Consider the following 16,123-nt stretch of genomic DNA (forward strand, 5'->3'; position numbering starts at 1 on the left):
GCTACATGAAATTCCGGGTGTGCAGGTCGGCGAGGCGCCCGGCTTCGCCGCGGTCGAAGCCCAGCCGGGCCAGACGCGCGCGCCGGCCCGCGGACATGTCGCGCTTGAGTTGCTGCACGGCTTCATGGCCGCGCGCGATGGCGGCGGGCGTCAACCCACCCGCGGCCAGCAGGACCAGCGCATCGAACACCTCCTCGTTCAGCCCGGCGGTGCCGGCCAGTGCGTCGTAGCGCACCTCGACGGCGTTGCGCAGGCGCACCTGGTAGTTGGGCTGCGCGGCCAGGCGGTGTTCGAGGTGGGCCATGCCGAAGGCGACGTGGCGTGCCTCGTCTCGGGCAGCCAGTCGTGCGATCTGCCGCGTCACCGGGTCGGGCGCGTGTTCCTGCAGGAAGTTGAGCAGGTTCACGAAGCTGCCTTCGCCCAGCACCGCGAGCAGGAAGGTCGACACCGAGAAGTCCGGCGCGTCGAACAGCGTGCGCAGAGACGCCTGGCCGCCGGCAGTCGACAGGGCGGGCGTCTGCCCGCGCAGCGTCGCGCGGCGCGTGAACACTTCCACGTGGCGCGCTTCGTCCGCGCATTGCAGCGCCAGCAGTTGCAGCACCTCGCGGTAGTGCGGATGGATCTGCCCCAGGTGCCGCGCCGGCACCAGCAACGCCGCGTTCTCGTTCTCGATCAGGTAGGTCATGACCTGCACCACGGCTGCCTCGATGGCCGGTGGAAGATCGAAGGGCGCCTTCCAGTCGATGGCAGTCTCGGGATCCCACTGCGCGGCGGCGCCTTGCCGATACAGCTCGCCCGCCGTAGCGGCCCACAGTTCGTCGCGCCGGTTCAGGCCGAAGGCAAAGCGCGGACTGCCCGCTTCGACGAGCGCGCCGCGTGCGGCGAGGCCCCAGGACGACGAGGCTTCCTGTGCCGGGAGGTCGGTCGCATCGAGTCGCGCATGTCCGGTCGGCTGCGCATCGCGCCAACGGCCGTCGGCGGCTGCGCCGCGAATCACGCGGGCTTCCATCTGCCCGGCGCTGGTCGATCCGAAGCTCACGGGGTGACCCTGCTGCCGGCACCAGGCCGCCAGATGAAGGTCCCAGGCCGGTGCCCGCCCGCGCACGCGCAGCTCGCCGCCGACCGGCAGCGCGGCCAGCGCGCGGCGGATCAGCAGCAGGGCGCCCTGGTCCAGGCCGAGCGTCTCAATATCGATAGTCGTCGGCAAGGATTCGGCCATCGGGGCTGTAGAAGTTTTCGTCGTCGACCGCGCGTTCGAGCAGGGCATAGCCGCTGGTCCGTCCGGCGCGCCACTGGCGCAGGCCCTCCAGTTCGAGCAATGGGCGAACCTGCGGGTCGTCCCATCGCATCGCCATTAGCAGCGAGACGAAGTGGCCGACGAGCTCGGCAGGCGCATCCGGACTGGTGGTGAAGTTGCAGTGGTCGTAAGGCGCGGTGGTCGCGATGACGCGCGTGCTGCCGGCAGGCAGGGTGCCATCGAGCCCGAAGGCGAGGTGGTTGCCGTCGATCAGGCAGCAGGCATCCACCTCGCCGGCCATGAGTGCGGTCGCCGCGTCGCGCTCGCCGCCGATATGGTCGCCATGCTTGCCGCCGAGCACGTCGAAGCGGCGCACGGTGAAGTCGCGTCCGCCCACCAGGCCCGCGCTGCGCAGGTGGCCCAGGGGGATCAGCGTGGCCTGCGGCGAATCGATCGCGCCGACGCCGACCGTCTTGCCGCGCAGGTCCGCGACGTCTTTCAGGGGGCTGTCGGCGCGAACGACGATGACGGAGCGCAGGTCGCAGTCGGTGTCGCGCATCGCGACCGCACGCGCCTGCTGGCCACGGCTTCGGGCGATGCGGTCGGCCCGCACCCAGGCCAGCGGCGAGTTCCACGCGAGGTGCAGCGTGCCGTCGAATTGCGATTCGACCTGTCGCTCGTAGTTCGAATACAGCACGTAGTCGAAGGCGAGCCCGTGCTGCGCGAAGAAGGCCTTGAAGCCTTCCCAGATGGTGACGACCTTGGGCGCGTAGGCCACCGCGCCCATGATCAGTTTCGGCTGCGACATCGCGCGTTCCCTTCAGAACAAGGGCAGGCCGGTGATGGCCTTGCCGATGAAGTCGTAGAGCACGTCGGAGGTCGGCGCCATGACGCTCGCCGCGCGCGCATCGCGGAACAGGCGCTCGATGCCGGCCTCCTTGCGGAAGGCGGCGCCGCCGCAGACGCGCATTGCGATGTCGGTGACCTCCAGCGCGGTCTCGCCGGCGGCGGCCTTGACCTCCAGGACGCGCAACATCGTGTCTGCGCGCCCGGCGCCGATGGCGGCAACGGTGTCGTCCAGCAGGGCCTGCGCCATGTCGGTCTTGATGCGCGCACGGGCCAGGTAGGCGCGGATGGTGGGCAGGTCCGCCAGCGAGGAGCCCAGGTGCAGGTGCTTCGTCTGGCCGACGTGGCCGATGGCCCGTGTGAGTGCGCCGTCCATGAGGCCGACCGAGCAGGCGGCGCTCAAGACGGAGAACCAGGGCAGCACGACGCCCATCATCACGTCGAAGCCCTTGCCGTCCTCGCCCAGCCGGTCGTCGGTGGCGATGCGCACGCCCTGTGCGGTGATCGGCGTGGACGCATTGCCGCGCAGGCCCAGGCCATCGAAGGCGCCGGGCTGGGTCAACCCCTCGCTCTTCGCGTCGACCCACCACAGGGTGCTGGCGCCATCGGCCGCGACCGGCTTGCTCGACCAGACATAGCTGTCGGCCTCGAAGGCCGAAGTCACCCAGCTCTTGCGCGCATCGAGCACGACCTGGCCGCCGTCGGCGCGTGCGGTGCCGGTCGGCGCCCAGAAATGGCTGCGCGAATCGGCTTCCGAGAACGCCAGCGTGCTCAGGTGCCGACCGCCCGCGATGGCCTTGCGCACCGGCTCCTTGCCGAACTGCTCGATCACGGCGGTGGCGCAGTAATGCATGCACACCACCATCGCCGTGGACGGGCAGCTTTGCGCGATGCGCGAGACCACCTGCGTCGCCTCCTTGAGCCCGAGACCCATGCCGCCGACTTCCTTGGAGGAAGCCAGCCCGAGCAGCCCGGCCTCGCCCATGGTCTGGATCACCTCTCGCGGAAAGCGTCCCTCTCGGTCGGTGCGCAGGGCCAGCGGCTCCAGCGTTCCGGTGAGGATCGGGGCGAGTGCGTCGAGGTAGTCCATCGGTTTTTCCAGGTTGAGGTGGATCGGGAATGTCAGCTCAGAAGGTCTTTCAGCGCCGGCAACTGGGCAACGAAGGGTTCGCTGTCTTCCAGGCAGCGCAGGTCGAGGAGAAGGCGGTCTTCGGCGATGCGGCCGATCACCGGCAAGGGCAGGGCGCGCAACGCGGTGGCAAGCGCATCGAGCGACGTGCCGACCCCTTTTTTCGTCGTGCCGGCCGGTGCGAGCGCGAGACCGGCCGAGGGCAGGCGCTCGACCGGCAGTGACCCCGAGCCGATCTGACCCAGCAGGTCGACGACTTCGACGCTGAATCGCGGCGCGACCGCGGCCGCGAGCGTCGGCTGCAGCGTGTGCGCCAGAGCGCGGATCGCATCTGCGGGCCGGGTCAGCAGGCGCAGGGTGGGGAGATCGCTCGCGAGACGCTCGGGCCGCAGGTAGAGCATCAGCGTGGCTTCGAGCGCCGCCAACGGCAGCTTGCTCATGCGCAGGGCGCGCTTCATCGGGAACTTGCGGATGCGGCCTACCGCCTCCCTGGTTCCCACGATGAGACCGGCCTGCGGGCCGCCCAGCAGCTTGTCGCCGGAGAAGGTGACGACGTCGCAACCGGCTGCGAGCATCTCCTGCGGCAAGGGTTCGCGCGGCAGGCCGTAGTGGGCCAGGTCGATGAGCGAACCGCTGCCCAGGTCGGTCGCCAGCGGCACCCCTCGCGCATGCGCGATGCCGGCCAGCGTGGCCTCGTCGACGGCGGCGGTGAAGCCCTGCACTGCGTAGTTGCTGGTGTGTACCTTCATGACGAGCGCGGTGTCGGCGTTGATGGCGCGCTCGTAGTCCTGCGGGTGCGTGCGGTTCGTGGTGCCGACTTCGACCATGCGCGCACCGGCGCTCGCCATCACGTCGGGCATGCGGAAGGCACCACCGATCTCGACCAGCTCGCCGCGCGAGACGATGACTTCCCGATCACGCGCGAGCGCGGCGATGGAAAGAAGCACGGCGGCCGCGTTGTTGTTGACCACCGTGGCCGCCTGCGCGCCGGTGATGGTGCACAACAGGTCTTCGACGAGGGAGTCGCGATCGCCCCGGGTGCCAGATGCCAGGTCGTATTCGAGGTTGTTGGGCGCCCTCATCACCCGCAGCAGGTGCTGCAAGGCCGAATCGGCGAGCAGGGCACGGCCCAGGTTGGTGTGGATGACGGTGCCCGTCAGGTTGAGCACGGCGCGCATGCGCGGCGCAAGCCGCGCACGCACGCGCGCGGCCAGTGCGCTGGCGAGCGCTGCGGGCTCGACTTCGGAGCGGGGCAGGGTGCCGGCGACCGCCCCGGCCCGAAGTCCGTCGAGCAGCGCGCGGGCCTCGTTCGCAACGAGCGTGTGGCCGTTCGCCTCCAGCAGCGCACGCGATGCCTCCAGCCGGAGCAGCTTGTCCACAGAAGGCAGATCCTGGGGCCTGGCCTTCGAACCGTGAACCACGGATTCGTCGGTCGCAGCCATCAGCCGCCTCCGCCGTCGTCGGGGATGTCGGGGTCGCCGAAGAGCAGCATCAGGTTGACGCCGTGCCGGCGGAAGCCGGCTTCGGAGACCAGGAGGTCGAGCGTGACCGAGGCCAGGTCATCGGCCGCGGCCTCGACCTGCGCATCGCGTTCCATGTGCACGATCTTCAGGTAGTGGCCGCACTCGTCGCAGGTCTCAGCCTCCACAGACGCTTTCGGTGCGCCGGAGGCGTCGGCGTCCACGGGCTGCAACGACTGGTAGTGGATGCCCTTGGTGCTTTCGCAATGGCTGCACTTGATGCGCACCATGTGCCATTGCGTCGAGCACAGCGAGCAGTGCAGGTAGCGATAGCTGCCGGCGCTGGGTTCGATGCGCGAGATGCTGGCGGTCGGCCGGCTGCCGCAGCAGGGGCAGAGGGTGGCGTCCTCCGTGCGGCCGAAGGGGGCGAGGCGGTCGGCGCCACGCGCGTCCAGCGTGGCGATCACCAGGTGTGTCCAGTACGCCTGCAGTGCGGCGGCGACGAGTGGTGCGGCCGCGAGGTCCAGGCCGAGCATCACGTTGCTGAGCAGTCGATCGGCCTGCGTTTCGAGCCGCTCGTCGTCCATCTCGCGCACGGCCCGCACGCTGGCTTGCGCGGGGCTGCCTTCCAGGCGCTGCAGCAGTCGGTCGAGCATGCGGCGCAGCACGGCGCGCCAGGCGGGATCGCGGGGCCAGTCGATGGCGGGCAAGGGCGGCATGCCGGCCCGCGATGCGGCGTCCAGCGCGGCGGCGTCCGGCAAGGGCACGGTGGGGAAATCCTGAAGCACCTCGTGCTGCGCATGCGCCAGGTCGGCCATGAAGATCAGGAAGTCGCGCATCGGATGCGACGCAGCGCGCTGGCGCAGGCGCATCTCGCGCTCGGCGAAGACTTCCGTGCGACGAGGCGTCTGGAGAAACGGAACCTGCTGCCCGGCGCGGACGGCGATCTCTTCCGGTGTCAGCAGCGGACTGGCTTGGCTCAGGCTCATGAATCTATTCTGCGCTCCTGAATGGCACCTTGCTTGCGAAGCTGGTCGTACCAGAGCGGATGGTGCTTGCGTGCCCAGCCGTCGCTGACGGTGCCGCGCGTCATCGAGCGGATCGATCCCTTGACCCAGATCGCCGCGTAGACGTGAACGATCACGCCGATGACCAGGATCGCCGCCGACGCCGCGTGCACCACGACCGCGATGCGCCGCACGGTGATCGGGAAGAAGTCGACGAACCACGGCCGCCAGAACATGAAGCCGGTGATCAGCAGGAGCAGCAGGCAGACGCTGAACAGCCAGAACACGCCCTTCTGGCCGGCGTTGTACTTGCCCACCTGCGGCATCTTGTCCTCGTCGCCTTTCAGCAGGTCGCCGGCCTGTCGGACCCATTGGGTGTCGTGGGGCTTCCACGTGTTCTCGTGCCACACCTGGAAGAACAGCAGGATGAAGCCGAGCACCATCAGCAGCCCGAAGAAGGGATGCAGGATGCGCGTCCACGGCCCGCCGCCGAAGAGGGCGCTGAAGAAGAACAGCGACGGATGGAAGAAGGCCAGCCCCGACAGCCCCGCGCAGAGGAAGAGGAAGGCCACCGCCCAGTGGTTCATGCGCGTGTGGTCGGGATAGCGTTGGATGATGGTGCGTGCCATGGCTGCTGCTCCTCAAACGCCCGTCTTGCGCTCGGTGGGCTTTTCGCCCAGCGTGGGATCCGGGTTGTCGTCCTGCTCGACCTCCAGGGGCCCGACCTTGTTGTAGTGGAAGAAGCCGACCACCGCGGCGCCGACCATGGCGGCCAGCGCGAGCGGCTTGGCGGCGCTCTTCCACAGGGAAACCAAAGGACTGATCTTCGGGTCGGCCGGAAGCCCGTGATAGAGCTCCGGCTTGTCGCCGTGCTGCAGCACATACATCACGTGCGTGCCGCCCACGCCCGGCGGGTTGTAGACGGCCGCCTGCGCGTAGCCGCGCTCCTTGAGATCGACGATGCGCTCGGCGCCGTAGTCGAGCATGTCGCTCTTGGTGCCGAAACGGATCGCACCCGTCGGGCAGGCCTTGACGCAGGCGGGCTCCAGGCCGACGCCGACGCGGTCGGAGCACAGCGAGCACTTGTAGGCCTTGTCGTCCTTCTTGCTGATGCGGGGCACGTCGAAGGGGCAGCCGGTCACGCAGTTGCCGCAACCAATGCAGTGTTCGCTGATGAAGTCGACGATGCCGTTGGCGTACTGGATGATCGCGCCGGGGGACGGACAGGACTTGAGGCAGCCCGGGTCCGCACAGTGCATGCAGCCGTCCTTGCGGATCAGCCATTCGAGCTTGGTCTCTTCGTTCTGCTTCGTCTCCACTTCGGAGAATCGCATGACCGTCCACGACTCGGGCGACAGGTCCGCCGGGTTGTCGTAGACACCCACGTTGTTGCCGACCGTGTCGCGCAGGTCGTTCCATTGCATGCACGCCACCTGGCAGGCCTTGCAGCCGATGCAGCTGGAGACGTCGATGAGCTTCGCCACCTCGGGCGTCGTGCGCACCTGCGGACTGGGCGTCGTGGTGGCCGAGCGGGCGACGATGTCGAGTGTTTGCAGTGATGACATTTCAGCTCCTCACCACGTTGCGGTGAAACTCCGACCTCTGAATCCGCCATGCCCGAGGCCAGGGATACCGCGGAACCGGCTCCGCCGGGCCGCCGGTATCGCCCCCTTGAGGGGGAGGCGCCGCAGGCGCTTCGGGGGTGGGCTGTCCCGTCATGCTTTTTCGATGTTCACGATGAACGCCTTGTATTCCGGCGTCTGCGTGTTGGCATCGCCCACGAAAGGCGTCAAGGTGTTGACGAGGTAGCCCGGCTTGGTGAGCCCCACGAAGCCCCAGTGGTTGGGCAGGCCGACCGTGTTGATGGTTTTGCCGTCGCACTGCAACTGCGGCATGCGCTTGGTGACCACCGCGACCGCCTTGATGAAGCCGCGGTTGGACGACACCTTCACCACGTCCCCGTGGGCAATGCCCTTGGACTTGGCCAGTTCCTCGCCGATCTCGACGAACTGCTGCGGCTGGATGATGGCCGATGTCATGACGTTCTTGGTCCAGTAGTGGAAGTGCTCGGTCAGCCGGTAGCTGGTCGCGACATAGGGGAAGTCCTTGGCCGTGCCCAAGGCCTCCAGATCGGTCTTGAAAATGCGGGCCGCGGGGTTGGCCCGCGCCTTCGCGTTGTTCGGGTGCATGGGGTTGTTGTCGAGCGGCGATTCGAAAGGCTCGTAGTGCTCGGGCAGCGGGCCTTCGGCCATGCCGGTGGGCGCGAAGAGCCGCGCCACGCCTTCGGAGGTCATGATGAAGGGCTGCACCCGATCGGCATCGCCCGGGTTCGCATCGGGCCGGATGTCCGGAATGTCCGAGCCGCCCCAGCTCGTGCCGTTCCATTGGACGAGCCTGCGCCTCGCATCCCACGGCTTGCCGTCGGGCGCGCTCGACGCGGCGTTGTAGAGGATGCGGCGATTCGCCGGCCAGGCCCATGCCCAGCCGAGCGTCTGCCCGATGCCCCATGGGTCGGCGTTGTCGCGCCGTGCCATCTGGTTGCCGGCCTGCGTCCATGCGCCGGTGTAGATCCAGCAGCCGGCGGATGTGGAGCCGTCGTCGCGCAGCAGGCCGAAGCCCGGCAGCTGCTCGCCGGCCTTCGCCAAGACCTTGGTCGCGTCCTTGGGGTCGACCAGGTCCGTGAGCGCCTTGCCGTTGTATTCCATCGCCATCTCTTCGGCGGAAGGACTGTGCGGAATCTTGTAGGGCCAGGTCAGCTTGACGATCGGGTCGGGGAACGCGCCACCTTCCTTCACGTAGGCCGTCCGGATGCGGTTGAAGAGGTCCGCGATGATCTCGATGTCGCCCTTGGCCTCGCCCGGAGGCGGTGCGCCTTTCCAGTGCCATTGCAGCCAGCGGCCCGAGTTGGTGAGCGAGCCGTCTTCTTCCGCGAAGCAGGTGGACGGCAGGCGGAACACCGTGGTCTGGATGTCGGCGCTTTTCACGTCGTTGTGCTCGCCGAAGTTCTTCCAGAACTCGGAGGTCTCGGTGTTGAGCGGATCGATGGTGACCAGGAACTTGAGCTTCGACAGCCCCGCGATGATCTTCTTCTTGTTCGGGAACGACCCCACAGGGTTGAAGCCCTGGCAGATGTAGCCGTTCAGCTTGCCCTGGCTCATCAGCTCGAAGGCCTGCAGCACGTCGTAGAGCTTGTCGAACTTCGGCAGGTAGTGGTAGGCCCAGGAATTCTCGGCCGTGGCCGCATTGCCCCACCAGGCCTTCTGCAGACTGACGAAGAACTTGGGATAGTTCTGCCAGTAGCTCATCTGGTTGGGCCGCAGTGGCTTCAGTGCGCGCGTCCTGTAGTAGGTGTCGAGGTCCTGCTCGGTATCGCGTGCCAGGGACAGGTAGCCCGGCAGCGAATTGGACAGCAGGCCCAGGTCGGTCAGGCCCTGGATGTTGCTGTGGCCGCGCAGGGCGTTCATGCCGCCGCCGGCGATGCCGATGTTGCCCAGCAGCAATTGCACGATCGCGCCGGTGCGGATCATCTGCGAGCCCTGGCTGTGTTGCGTCCAGCCCAGCGCGTACATGATCGTCATGGCCTTGTCCGGCACGGCCGTGGTCGCGACCATTTCGCAGACCTTGAGGAACTTGTCCTTCGGGGTGCCGGTGATGCTGCTGACCAGCTCGGGCGTGTAGCGCGAGTAGTGCTTCTTCATCACCTGCAGCACGCATCGTGGGTGCTCCAGGGTGGGGTCGACCTTGGCGAAGCCTTTGTCGTCGACTTCGTAGCCCCAGCTCGACGGGTCGTAGCGGCGCTTGGCCTCGTCGTAGCCGGAGAACAGGCCGTCGTTGAACTGGTAGGCCTCGCCGACGATGAAGGACGCGTTGGTGTAGTTGCGGACGTAGTCCTGCTGGATCTTGTTGTTGCTCAGCAGGTAGTTGATGACCCCGCCCAGGAAGGCGATGTCGCTGCCCGCGCGGATCGGCGCGTAGAAGTCGCTCATGGCCGCCGAGCGCGTGAAGCGCGGGTCGACGACGACGAGCTTCGCCTTGTTATGGTGCTTGGCCTCGATCACCCACTTGAAACCGCACGGGTGCGCCTCGGCGGCATTGCCGCCCATGATCAGGATCAGGTCCGCGTTCTTGATGTCCACCCAGTGGTTGGTCATCGCGCCGCGTCCGAACGTCGGGGCCAGACTGGCCACCGTCGGTCCGTGTCAAACGCGCGCCTGGTTGTCGAAGACGAGCATCCCCAGCGAGCGCATCGTCTTGTGCGTGATGTAGCCCGTTTCGTTGGAGGATGCAGAGGCGCACAGCATGCCGGTGCTGATCCAGCGATTGACCGGCAGGCCGTCGTCGTTCCTGGCGATGAAGTTCGCGTCGCGGTCGGCCTTCATCAGCTTGGCGATGCGCGACATGGCCTCGTCCCACGAGACCCGCTTCCATTCGGTGCTGCCGGGCTCGCGCACTTCCGGCCACTTGAGGCGGCTGGGGCTGTGCACGAAGTCGAGCAGGCCCGCGCCCTTGGGGCACAGCGTGCCCCGGTTCACCGGATGGTCCGGATCGCCTTCGATGTGAATGATCTCGGCGGTGACGTTCTTCGCCATGTCGCCCAGGCTGTACATGATGACGCCGCAGCCGACCGAGCAGTACGGACACGTGTTGCGTGTCTCGGTGGCACGGGCCAGCTTGAAGTTGCGCGCTTCCGCCAGCGCCTGCGTCGGCGAGAAGCCGAGTGCGACCAGGCTGGACGCCGCCAGCCCGGCGCCGCTGACGCGGAAGAATTGCCTTCGGTTCATGTCCATCGTGGAGCCTCCTGCGGCCAGCTTGCCGCGCGTGACGTCGGATTGCCAGGGGAAAAGGTGTCGGGAGTGGGCACGGTCTGCGGCCTACTTCTTCGGAGGAGTGGTTTCGGACTTCGTTGCGCCGTCACCGCCTGTGGGTGCGGGCGCGCCGCCCGATGCAGCGCCGCCATCCTGCCTGCCGCCCGTGACGCCGCCGATGGCGGTGGCGCCTTCGGCGGGCCCGGAAGGGGTGGATGACTGCGGAAGATCGCCGGAATGCGGCTTGATGGCTTCGGTCGCCGCGCCGCTGGCTGCCGGCGACGAGGGAGCCGATGTGGGGGGCGCGGCTGGCGCACCCCGATCGCACGCGGCCAGCGCGAGCAATGAGGCGGTGAGGCCTATGCGGGCAATCGGTCCCATTGGCTATTCCAAACTTCGTTTAGCTCGTGCCAGTTGGCAATACATCCCGACACAGGGCAAGGATTGAAAACCCTTATGAAGATTTATGCATAGGTGTCGACTGGGCGTTCCCTTGCTCAGCCTGTGCGCGACCTCAGCGTCTGCGCCAGGCTCTCGGCCAGGTCTCGCAGGCCGAGGGGCTTTCGCAGGAGCGCCACGACACCGGCGTCGCGCACGCGCTGTTCGAGCGCCGCGCCGACATTGCCGCTGACCAGGATCACCGGCAGGTCGGCGCGGACCGCGAGCAGCCGGCGGGCCAGCTCGCTGCCCGCGAGTCCCGGCATCATCTCGTCGGTGAGCACCGCATCGAAACGCTGCGGGTCCGCCATGAAGGCCTCCAGCGCACGCTCGCCGGAATCGAAGCCGACCGGCTCGTAGCCCAGTTCGGCCAACAGTTCCTCGGCCAGTTCGACCAGCGGGCGCTCGTCGTCGACCACCATCACGACCTGCCCATTGCCGACCGGCCATTTCGGATCGGGACGCGGCGCCTGGCCCTCGAACTCGCCGGACAAGGGCAGCCAGACCGCCACCCGTGTGCCGTGCCCGGGCTCGCTCTGGATGTCGATGGCGCCGCCGAGATCGGCCACGATGCCGTGCACCATCGACAGCCCGAGTCCCGTGCCTTCGCCCACTTTCTTGGTCGTGAAGAAGGGATCGAAGGCGCGCTGGAGCACTTCCGCCGACATGCCGCTGCCGGTGTCCGACACCACGAGGCGCACGTAGGCGCCCTCGGCGAGGTCGCCCTGCAGCAGGTGCCTGGGCGCATCGCACTGCACGCGCTCCAGCACGAGCTCGATCACACCGGCATCGCCGATGGCCTGGGCGGCGTTGGTGCAGAGGTTCATGACGACCTGGTAGAGCTGGGTGCCGTCGCCCAGAACGGCCGCCATGCCGGCCTCCAGGCGCGCATCGAAGCGGATGCCCTCCGGCAACGAAGGTCGGAGCATCGCGATGGCTTCCTCCGCGACAGCCTGGATGTGCACCGGCACCCGCTCTGCGACGCCGCTGCGGCTGAAGTCGAGGATCCGGCGCACCAGCACCCGCGCCCGGGCGCCGGCCTGCATCACGCGGTCGATGTGGCGGCGCATGTCGCTCCCCGGCGTCGCATGCTGCTGGGCCATCTCCCCGAAGCCGAGGATCGCGCCGAGGATGTTGTTGAAGTCGTGGGCAATGCCGCCGGCCAGGGTACCGAGCGACTCCAGCCGCTCGGCCTTTTGCAGTCGGGCCTGCAGCGCGGCCTTCTCGGCCTCGCCGGCCTCCAGTCGTCGAAGCTGGCGCAGCAGGCCCGCGATGGTCAGCACCACCAGCGCCGTGAGCAGCAGCGTACGGATGATGGCGCTGCGCACCTCGTCGCGCCACGGGCGCAGGGCGTTCTCCTCGTCGCGGATGATGGCCAGGGTCAGCGGCCTCTTGCCGACGCCCACGGCCGCGACCAGCTTGGCGCGGCCGTCGGCCGGACTGACCGCGCGGTCGATCAGCGGGGCTCCCTTGAATCCCGGCACCTCGGGAAAGCGCCGGCTCGCGTCCAGACCGGTCACCTCGGGCTGCCGCACCACCAGCGTGCCATCGTCGAGCGTCAGGACGAGGGCGCTGCCTTCCCCGAGCTCGATCGCCTTGTAGGCCGCCTGGATCTCCTGCAGCGTGACGATCGCGGTGACCACGCCGTCGAAGCTGTCGTCCGGCCTGTTCAGCCGGCGCGACACCACCAGCGCCGGCAGCCGCTCGGTCCGCGTCACCACCGGCTCGTTGATGTAGAGGCCCGCCGAAACGTGCTCGCGCTGGCTCTGGAAGTAGGGCCGGTCGGAGACGTCGGCGAGCGGCGAGCCGGTGATCCTCGAACGGTGGCGCTGCATGCCCTGGGCATCCACCACCGTGAGTACGCTGACTTGCGAGACGCCGACCACGCGCGACGCCAGCCCTTCGGAAATGGCTTCCGGCGACAGATCGCGACCGGTGGTCTCCCACCATTCGCTCGTGTCGCGCAGCAGGACGTCGACGGCCTGCAAGGTCCGGGCGCCTTGCTCGGCCAGGGCCTTGGCCAGGTTGCCGAGCTCGCGATCGTTCGCGAGCATGATCTGCTGGTGCAGCCGCCAGCCGTCGTACACCGCCGAGCCGGCGAAGGCGGCCACCAGGACGACGCCCGCCGCGACGATCCGCTGTCTCAGCCGTTCTCCTGTCGTCATGAGGCTAGGCGACGGCCGCCACGGCGCCGAGCAGTTCCTTGCGGCTGCAAGGCTTGGCGAGCAGGCGGCTCACGCCGAAGGCGCGGGCAGCGTCCGAATTGCCGCCCAGGCTGCGCCCGAGCTGCGTCGAGATGCCGATGACGGCTGCGCCCGGATAGGCCGCGTGCACCGCCGTCACGGCACGGGTGGTTTCGCCGTAGCGCGAGCGCGGGCTCGGAAGGTCGAGGATGACCAGGTCGATCGTGTCGTCGGAAACGGCAGCGGGCCGCTGCAGCGAGAGGACCTCATGTCCCTCGCCGGCCAGCCATTCGGAAATCAGCAAGCGCATCGCTCCATCTTCCTCGATAACCATGATCTTTAGCATGAAATCAGTCCAGTCCTTCACCGGGGCGAGGTGGCGCCCCTGGGACCTATTGGCGCTGATGCGGGTGCCGGCGCGATGTCACTTTCGCGGACGGGGATTACAGTTGTAATCAGCCGGTAGGCACCCGTAGGATCAATTCAACTACGCTCCCCGTGCCATGAACACTGTTGCACCCCATATCCTTGTCGTCGACGACGATCCGGCATTGCGCGAACTCATGTCGGACTATCTGACGGAGAACGAATTCCAGGTGACCGCGGTCGCGAGCGGCGCCGAGATGAATGCGGTCCTGGAGAGCAGCGTGATCGACCTGGTCATGCTCGACCTCCGACTGGGCGGCGAAGACGGCATGAAGCTGGCGCGCGGCCTGCGCGAGACCAGCGAGGTGCCGGTCATCATCGTCACGGGCAAGCAGGACGAAGCCGATCGCGTGATGGGCCTGGAGATCGCCGCCGACGACTACGTGACCAAGCCCTTCAGCAACCGCGAGATGCTGGCGAGGATTCGCGCGGTGCTGCGTCGCTACCAGGCCAGGGCCGACGCCGCGCCGCAAAGCCGCAGCGCCAAGCGCCGTGCATATCGATTCGCAGGCTGGGAGCTCAACCTGCTGGCGCGCCGGCTGACTTCGCCGGAAGGGCAGCGGGTCGAACTCAGCAATGGCGAATTCAACCTCTTGCTGGCGCTGTGCGAGCAACCCCAGCGGGTGCTGTCGCGCGACCAGTTGCTGGAGATGTCGCGGCTGCACGGCGCGGAGGTGTACGACCGGTCGATCGATGTGCAGATCCTGCGGCTGCGCCGCAAGATCGAGATCGATGCCTCGGCGCCGAAGATGATCCGCACCGAACGCGGCGCGGGCTATGTCTTCGAGCCCCAGGTGCAGGTCGTGCACTGAGGCATCGAGACACTGGCAGGGGCTCTCAGCGCGAGGGCTGCCCGTCGTCCGCATCGAGCCGCGCATCGACGAAGCCGCGTTCCTCTATCACCTCTTCCTGCGGGCCTACGGCACCACCATCGCGCTGCTTTGGATCAAGCTGCTGGCGATTTCTGCCTTTCTTATCGCGGTCGGATTCACGTGTCTCCTCGCGCATTGGATGCGGTCCAGGCGCCCCGTGCTGTCTCCGGGCAAGTGGCGCTTATCAGCAGATCAACACGTTCGTCGAGCGGGGCCTCGTTGCTGGTGCTCTGAAAGCAATCGGATGAACATTGCAGTTGAAATCCGCAGCGATCTCCTGGAAACACAGCAGTAGTTGTGCCTACCCATCATCAGGGCTCCGCAACACCTCTACGTCAAGGAGTCGAGACTATGACCACCCCCTCCGCCGCAAACGGCGCTCAAATTTTTCGCAGCACCGGCCGGCGCGGCTTGCTTTTGGCCGGCGCCGGGGTCGCGGCTGTCGGAGGTCTGTCTGCCGTTGCGACTGCCGCAGAAGCCTTCAAGCGCGGGCCGAACGCCCCGCACTCGCCCTCCGTCCAAGGCGGTCAGTTCGTCACCACCCGCGATGGGACAGAGATCTTCTACAAGGATTGGGGTCTGCGCGACGCTCAGCCCATCGTGTTTCACCACGGCTGGCCCCTTTCCTCGGACGACTGGGATGCACAGATGCTGTTCTTCCTGCAGCACGGCTATCGCGTCATCGCACACGACCGCCGCGGCCATGGCCGGTCAGCACAGGTCTCGGATGGCCATGACATGGACCACTACGCCGCAGATGCTTCGGCCGTCATGGAGCATCTGGACCTGCGCAATGCGGTGCACATCGGTCACTCCACCGGCGGGGGTGAGGTGGCGCGCTATGTGGCTCACTATGGCCAGCCGCAAGGTAGGGTGGCCAAGGCGGTGCTGGTCAGCGCAGTGCCGCCAACAATGGTGAAGACACCAGCGAATCCTGCAGGAACGCCGATCGACGTCTTCGACGGATTTCGCGCCGCACTTGCGGCAAATCGCTCCGAGTTCTACGAGGCGGTGGCGTCAGGTCCGTTCTACGGTTTCAATCGTCCTGGTGCCAAGCTCTCTCAGCCGGTGGTGCGCAATTGGTGGCGCCAAGGCATGACGGGCGGGGCCAAGGCGCACTACGACGGCATCAAGGCATTCTCGGAGACAGACCAGACCGAGGACCTCAAGGCAATCACCGTTCCCACACTGGTGCTGCATGGCGAGGACGACCAGGTGGTACCGATCGACGACGCTGCCCGACTGTCGATCAAGCTACTGAGAAAAGGAACTCTCAAGACTTACCCGGGCTTCCCGCACGGCATGCTCACGATCCATGCTGACGTCATCAACCCTGACCTGCTGGCCTTCGTCAAAGGCTGAGTTGCTAGTCGCGGCGTTGCTCCTCATCGAGGGCGCCGCGCATTACATCAGGACGCGGGCCTTCTCGCCTTCTTGACTATTTGATACCCGGTTGATCCCCCGGTGGCGGGTAGACACCCGTGCCAAGCTGGCCTGGAACGACGCCTTCATCACGCGATGGACGAAGGCGTTTGAACTTCAAGGTCTCGCCGGGCTGGTGTCGCTGCACCCGGGCCGCGCGCCCGTACGGCCAGTGGCCAAGCTGGAAGCGCGGGTGCTCAACAAGTCGCTCACGCACAAGCCGAAAGTTGGCTCCACGCACTGGAGCAGCGGCAAGCTCGCGCCCGAACTGGGCGACGTGTCGTTCTCTGCCGCGCAG

General features: G+C 67.3%; 14 protein-coding genes. 2 read left to right on the top strand and 12 right to left on the bottom strand.

Features of this window, described 5'->3' with window-relative positions; all coding sequences use genetic code 11:
• Window position 1: 1 nt before the first annotated feature.
• From AC1D3B_RS04865 to AC1D3B_RS04915, 11 genes are all read right to left on the bottom strand, one after another.
• The gene (locus AC1D3B_RS04865; RefSeq protein WP_478189524.1) at window positions 2-1,219 is read right to left on the bottom strand and encodes a ferritin-like domain-containing protein; all 1,218 of its coding nucleotides are present in this window, start codon (window positions 1,217-1,219) and stop codon (window positions 2-4) included.
• Window positions 1,185-2,045 carry a phosphate/phosphite/phosphonate ABC transporter substrate-binding protein gene (locus AC1D3B_RS04870; RefSeq protein WP_478189525.1) on the bottom strand — a complete coding sequence of 287 codons (861 nt, stop codon included), beginning with the start codon at window positions 2,043-2,045 and terminating at the stop codon, window positions 1,185-1,187. Before AC1D3B_RS04870 ends, AC1D3B_RS04865 begins: the two co-directional genes overlap by 35 nt.
• A 12-nt stretch (window positions 2,046-2,057) precedes the next feature.
• The gene (locus tag AC1D3B_RS04875; protein WP_478189526.1) at window positions 2,058-3,173 is read right to left on the bottom strand and encodes an acyl-CoA dehydrogenase family protein; all 1,116 of its coding nucleotides are present in this window, start codon (window positions 3,171-3,173) and stop codon (window positions 2,058-2,060) included.
• Between the two features lie 32 nt (window positions 3,174-3,205).
• Window positions 3,206-4,654 carry an L-seryl-tRNA(Sec) selenium transferase gene (gene selA, locus AC1D3B_RS04880; protein ID WP_478189527.1) on the bottom strand — a complete coding sequence of 483 codons (1,449 nt, stop codon included), beginning with the start codon at window positions 4,652-4,654 and terminating at the stop codon, window positions 3,206-3,208.
• Window positions 4,654-5,661 carry a formate dehydrogenase accessory protein FdhE gene (gene fdhE, locus AC1D3B_RS04885; protein ID WP_478189528.1) on the bottom strand — a complete coding sequence of 336 codons (1,008 nt, stop codon included), beginning with the start codon at window positions 5,659-5,661 and terminating at the stop codon, window positions 4,654-4,656. The genes selA and fdhE overlap by 1 nt, the downstream gene beginning before the upstream one ends.
• On the bottom strand, window positions 5,658-6,308 hold the full coding sequence (locus tag AC1D3B_RS04890) for a formate dehydrogenase subunit gamma (RefSeq protein ID WP_478189529.1): 651 nt from the start codon (window positions 6,306-6,308) through the stop codon (window positions 5,658-5,660). Before AC1D3B_RS04890 ends, fdhE begins: the two co-directional genes overlap by 4 nt.
• A gap of 12 nt (window positions 6,309-6,320) precedes the next feature.
• A complete protein-coding gene (gene fdxH, locus AC1D3B_RS04895) occupies window positions 6,321-7,244 on the bottom strand; it encodes a formate dehydrogenase subunit beta (protein ID WP_478189530.1) in 924 nt (307 codons plus the stop codon).
• Between the two features lie 150 nt (window positions 7,245-7,394).
• A complete protein-coding gene (gene fdnG, locus AC1D3B_RS04900; protein WP_478189531.1) occupies window positions 7,395-10,466 on the bottom strand; it encodes a formate dehydrogenase-N subunit alpha in 3,072 nt (1,023 codons plus the stop codon).
• Between the two features lie 84 nt (window positions 10,467-10,550).
• On the bottom strand, window positions 10,551-10,865 hold the full coding sequence (locus tag AC1D3B_RS04905; protein ID WP_478189532.1) for a hypothetical protein: 315 nt from the start codon (window positions 10,863-10,865) through the stop codon (window positions 10,551-10,553).
• Window positions 10,866-10,981: 116 nt separating this feature from the next.
• Window positions 10,982-13,087: an ATP-binding protein gene (locus AC1D3B_RS04910; RefSeq protein ID WP_478189533.1), complete on the bottom strand. Its 2,106-nt coding sequence runs from the start codon at window positions 13,085-13,087 to the stop codon at window positions 10,982-10,984.
• A 4-nt stretch (window positions 13,088-13,091) separates the two neighbouring features.
• The gene (locus AC1D3B_RS04915; protein ID WP_478189534.1) at window positions 13,092-13,451 is read right to left on the bottom strand and encodes a hypothetical protein; all 360 of its coding nucleotides are present in this window, start codon (window positions 13,449-13,451) and stop codon (window positions 13,092-13,094) included.
• A gap of 157 nt (window positions 13,452-13,608) precedes the next feature.
• On the opposite strand from AC1D3B_RS04915, the gene AC1D3B_RS04920 reads away from it, so the two are divergent.
• Entirely contained in the window at window positions 13,609-14,343 is a 735-nt protein-coding gene (locus AC1D3B_RS04920; protein WP_478189535.1) for a response regulator, read from the top strand.
• 25 nt (window positions 14,344-14,368) lie between these two features.
• Here AC1D3B_RS04920 and AC1D3B_RS04925 read toward each other — a convergent pair whose 3' ends face one another.
• Entirely contained in the window at window positions 14,369-14,539 is a 171-nt protein-coding gene (locus AC1D3B_RS04925) for a hypothetical protein (RefSeq protein WP_478189536.1), read from the bottom strand.
• Between the two features lie 215 nt (window positions 14,540-14,754).
• On the opposite strand from AC1D3B_RS04925, the gene AC1D3B_RS04930 reads away from it, so the two are divergent.
• A complete protein-coding gene (locus AC1D3B_RS04930) occupies window positions 14,755-15,765 on the top strand; it encodes an alpha/beta fold hydrolase (protein ID WP_478189537.1) in 1,011 nt (336 codons plus the stop codon).
• Window positions 15,766-16,123: the final 358 nt, after the last annotated feature.

The sequence above is a fragment of the Variovorax sp. P5_A3 genome (assembly GCF_056400665.1).

What these genes read in the sequence shown, in the direction of transcription:
- AC1D3B_RS04875 (WP_478189526.1), bottom strand. Translation starts at nt 3,173, where the DNA reads ATGGACTACCTCGACGCACTCGCCCCGATCCTCACCGGAACGCTGGAG.
- AC1D3B_RS04890 (WP_478189529.1), bottom strand. Translation starts at nt 6,308, where the DNA reads ATGGCACGCACCATCATCCAACGCTATCCCGACCACACGCGCATGAAC.
- AC1D3B_RS04865 (WP_478189524.1), bottom strand. Translation starts at nt 1,219, where the DNA reads ATGGCCGAATCCTTGCCGACGACTATCGATATTGAGACGCTCGGCCTG.
- fdxH (WP_478189530.1), bottom strand. Translation starts at nt 7,244, where the DNA reads ATGTCATCACTGCAAACACTCGACATCGTCGCCCGCTCGGCCACCACG.
- AC1D3B_RS04920 (WP_478189535.1), top strand. Translation starts at nt 13,609, where the DNA reads ATGAACACTGTTGCACCCCATATCCTTGTCGTCGACGACGATCCGGCA.
- fdhE (WP_478189528.1), bottom strand. Translation starts at nt 5,661, where the DNA reads ATGAGCCTGAGCCAAGCCAGTCCGCTGCTGACACCGGAAGAGATCGCC.
- AC1D3B_RS04870 (WP_478189525.1), bottom strand. Translation starts at nt 2,045, where the DNA reads ATGTCGCAGCCGAAACTGATCATGGGCGCGGTGGCCTACGCGCCCAAG.
- AC1D3B_RS04915 (WP_478189534.1), bottom strand. Translation starts at nt 13,451, where the DNA reads ATGCTAAAGATCATGGTTATCGAGGAAGATGGAGCGATGCGCTTGCTG.
- selA (WP_478189527.1), bottom strand. Translation starts at nt 4,654, where the DNA reads ATGGCTGCGACCGACGAATCCGTGGTTCACGGTTCGAAGGCCAGGCCC.
- AC1D3B_RS04910 (WP_478189533.1), bottom strand. Translation starts at nt 13,087, where the DNA reads ATGACGACAGGAGAACGGCTGAGACAGCGGATCGTCGCGGCGGGCGTC.
- AC1D3B_RS04930 (WP_478189537.1), top strand. Translation starts at nt 14,755, where the DNA reads ATGACCACCCCCTCCGCCGCAAACGGCGCTCAAATTTTTCGCAGCACC.
- AC1D3B_RS04925 (WP_478189536.1), bottom strand. Translation starts at nt 14,539, where the DNA reads ATGCGCGAGGAGACACGTGAATCCGACCGCGATAAGAAAGGCAGAAAT.
- AC1D3B_RS04905 (WP_478189532.1), bottom strand. Translation starts at nt 10,865, where the DNA reads ATGGGACCGATTGCCCGCATAGGCCTCACCGCCTCATTGCTCGCGCTG.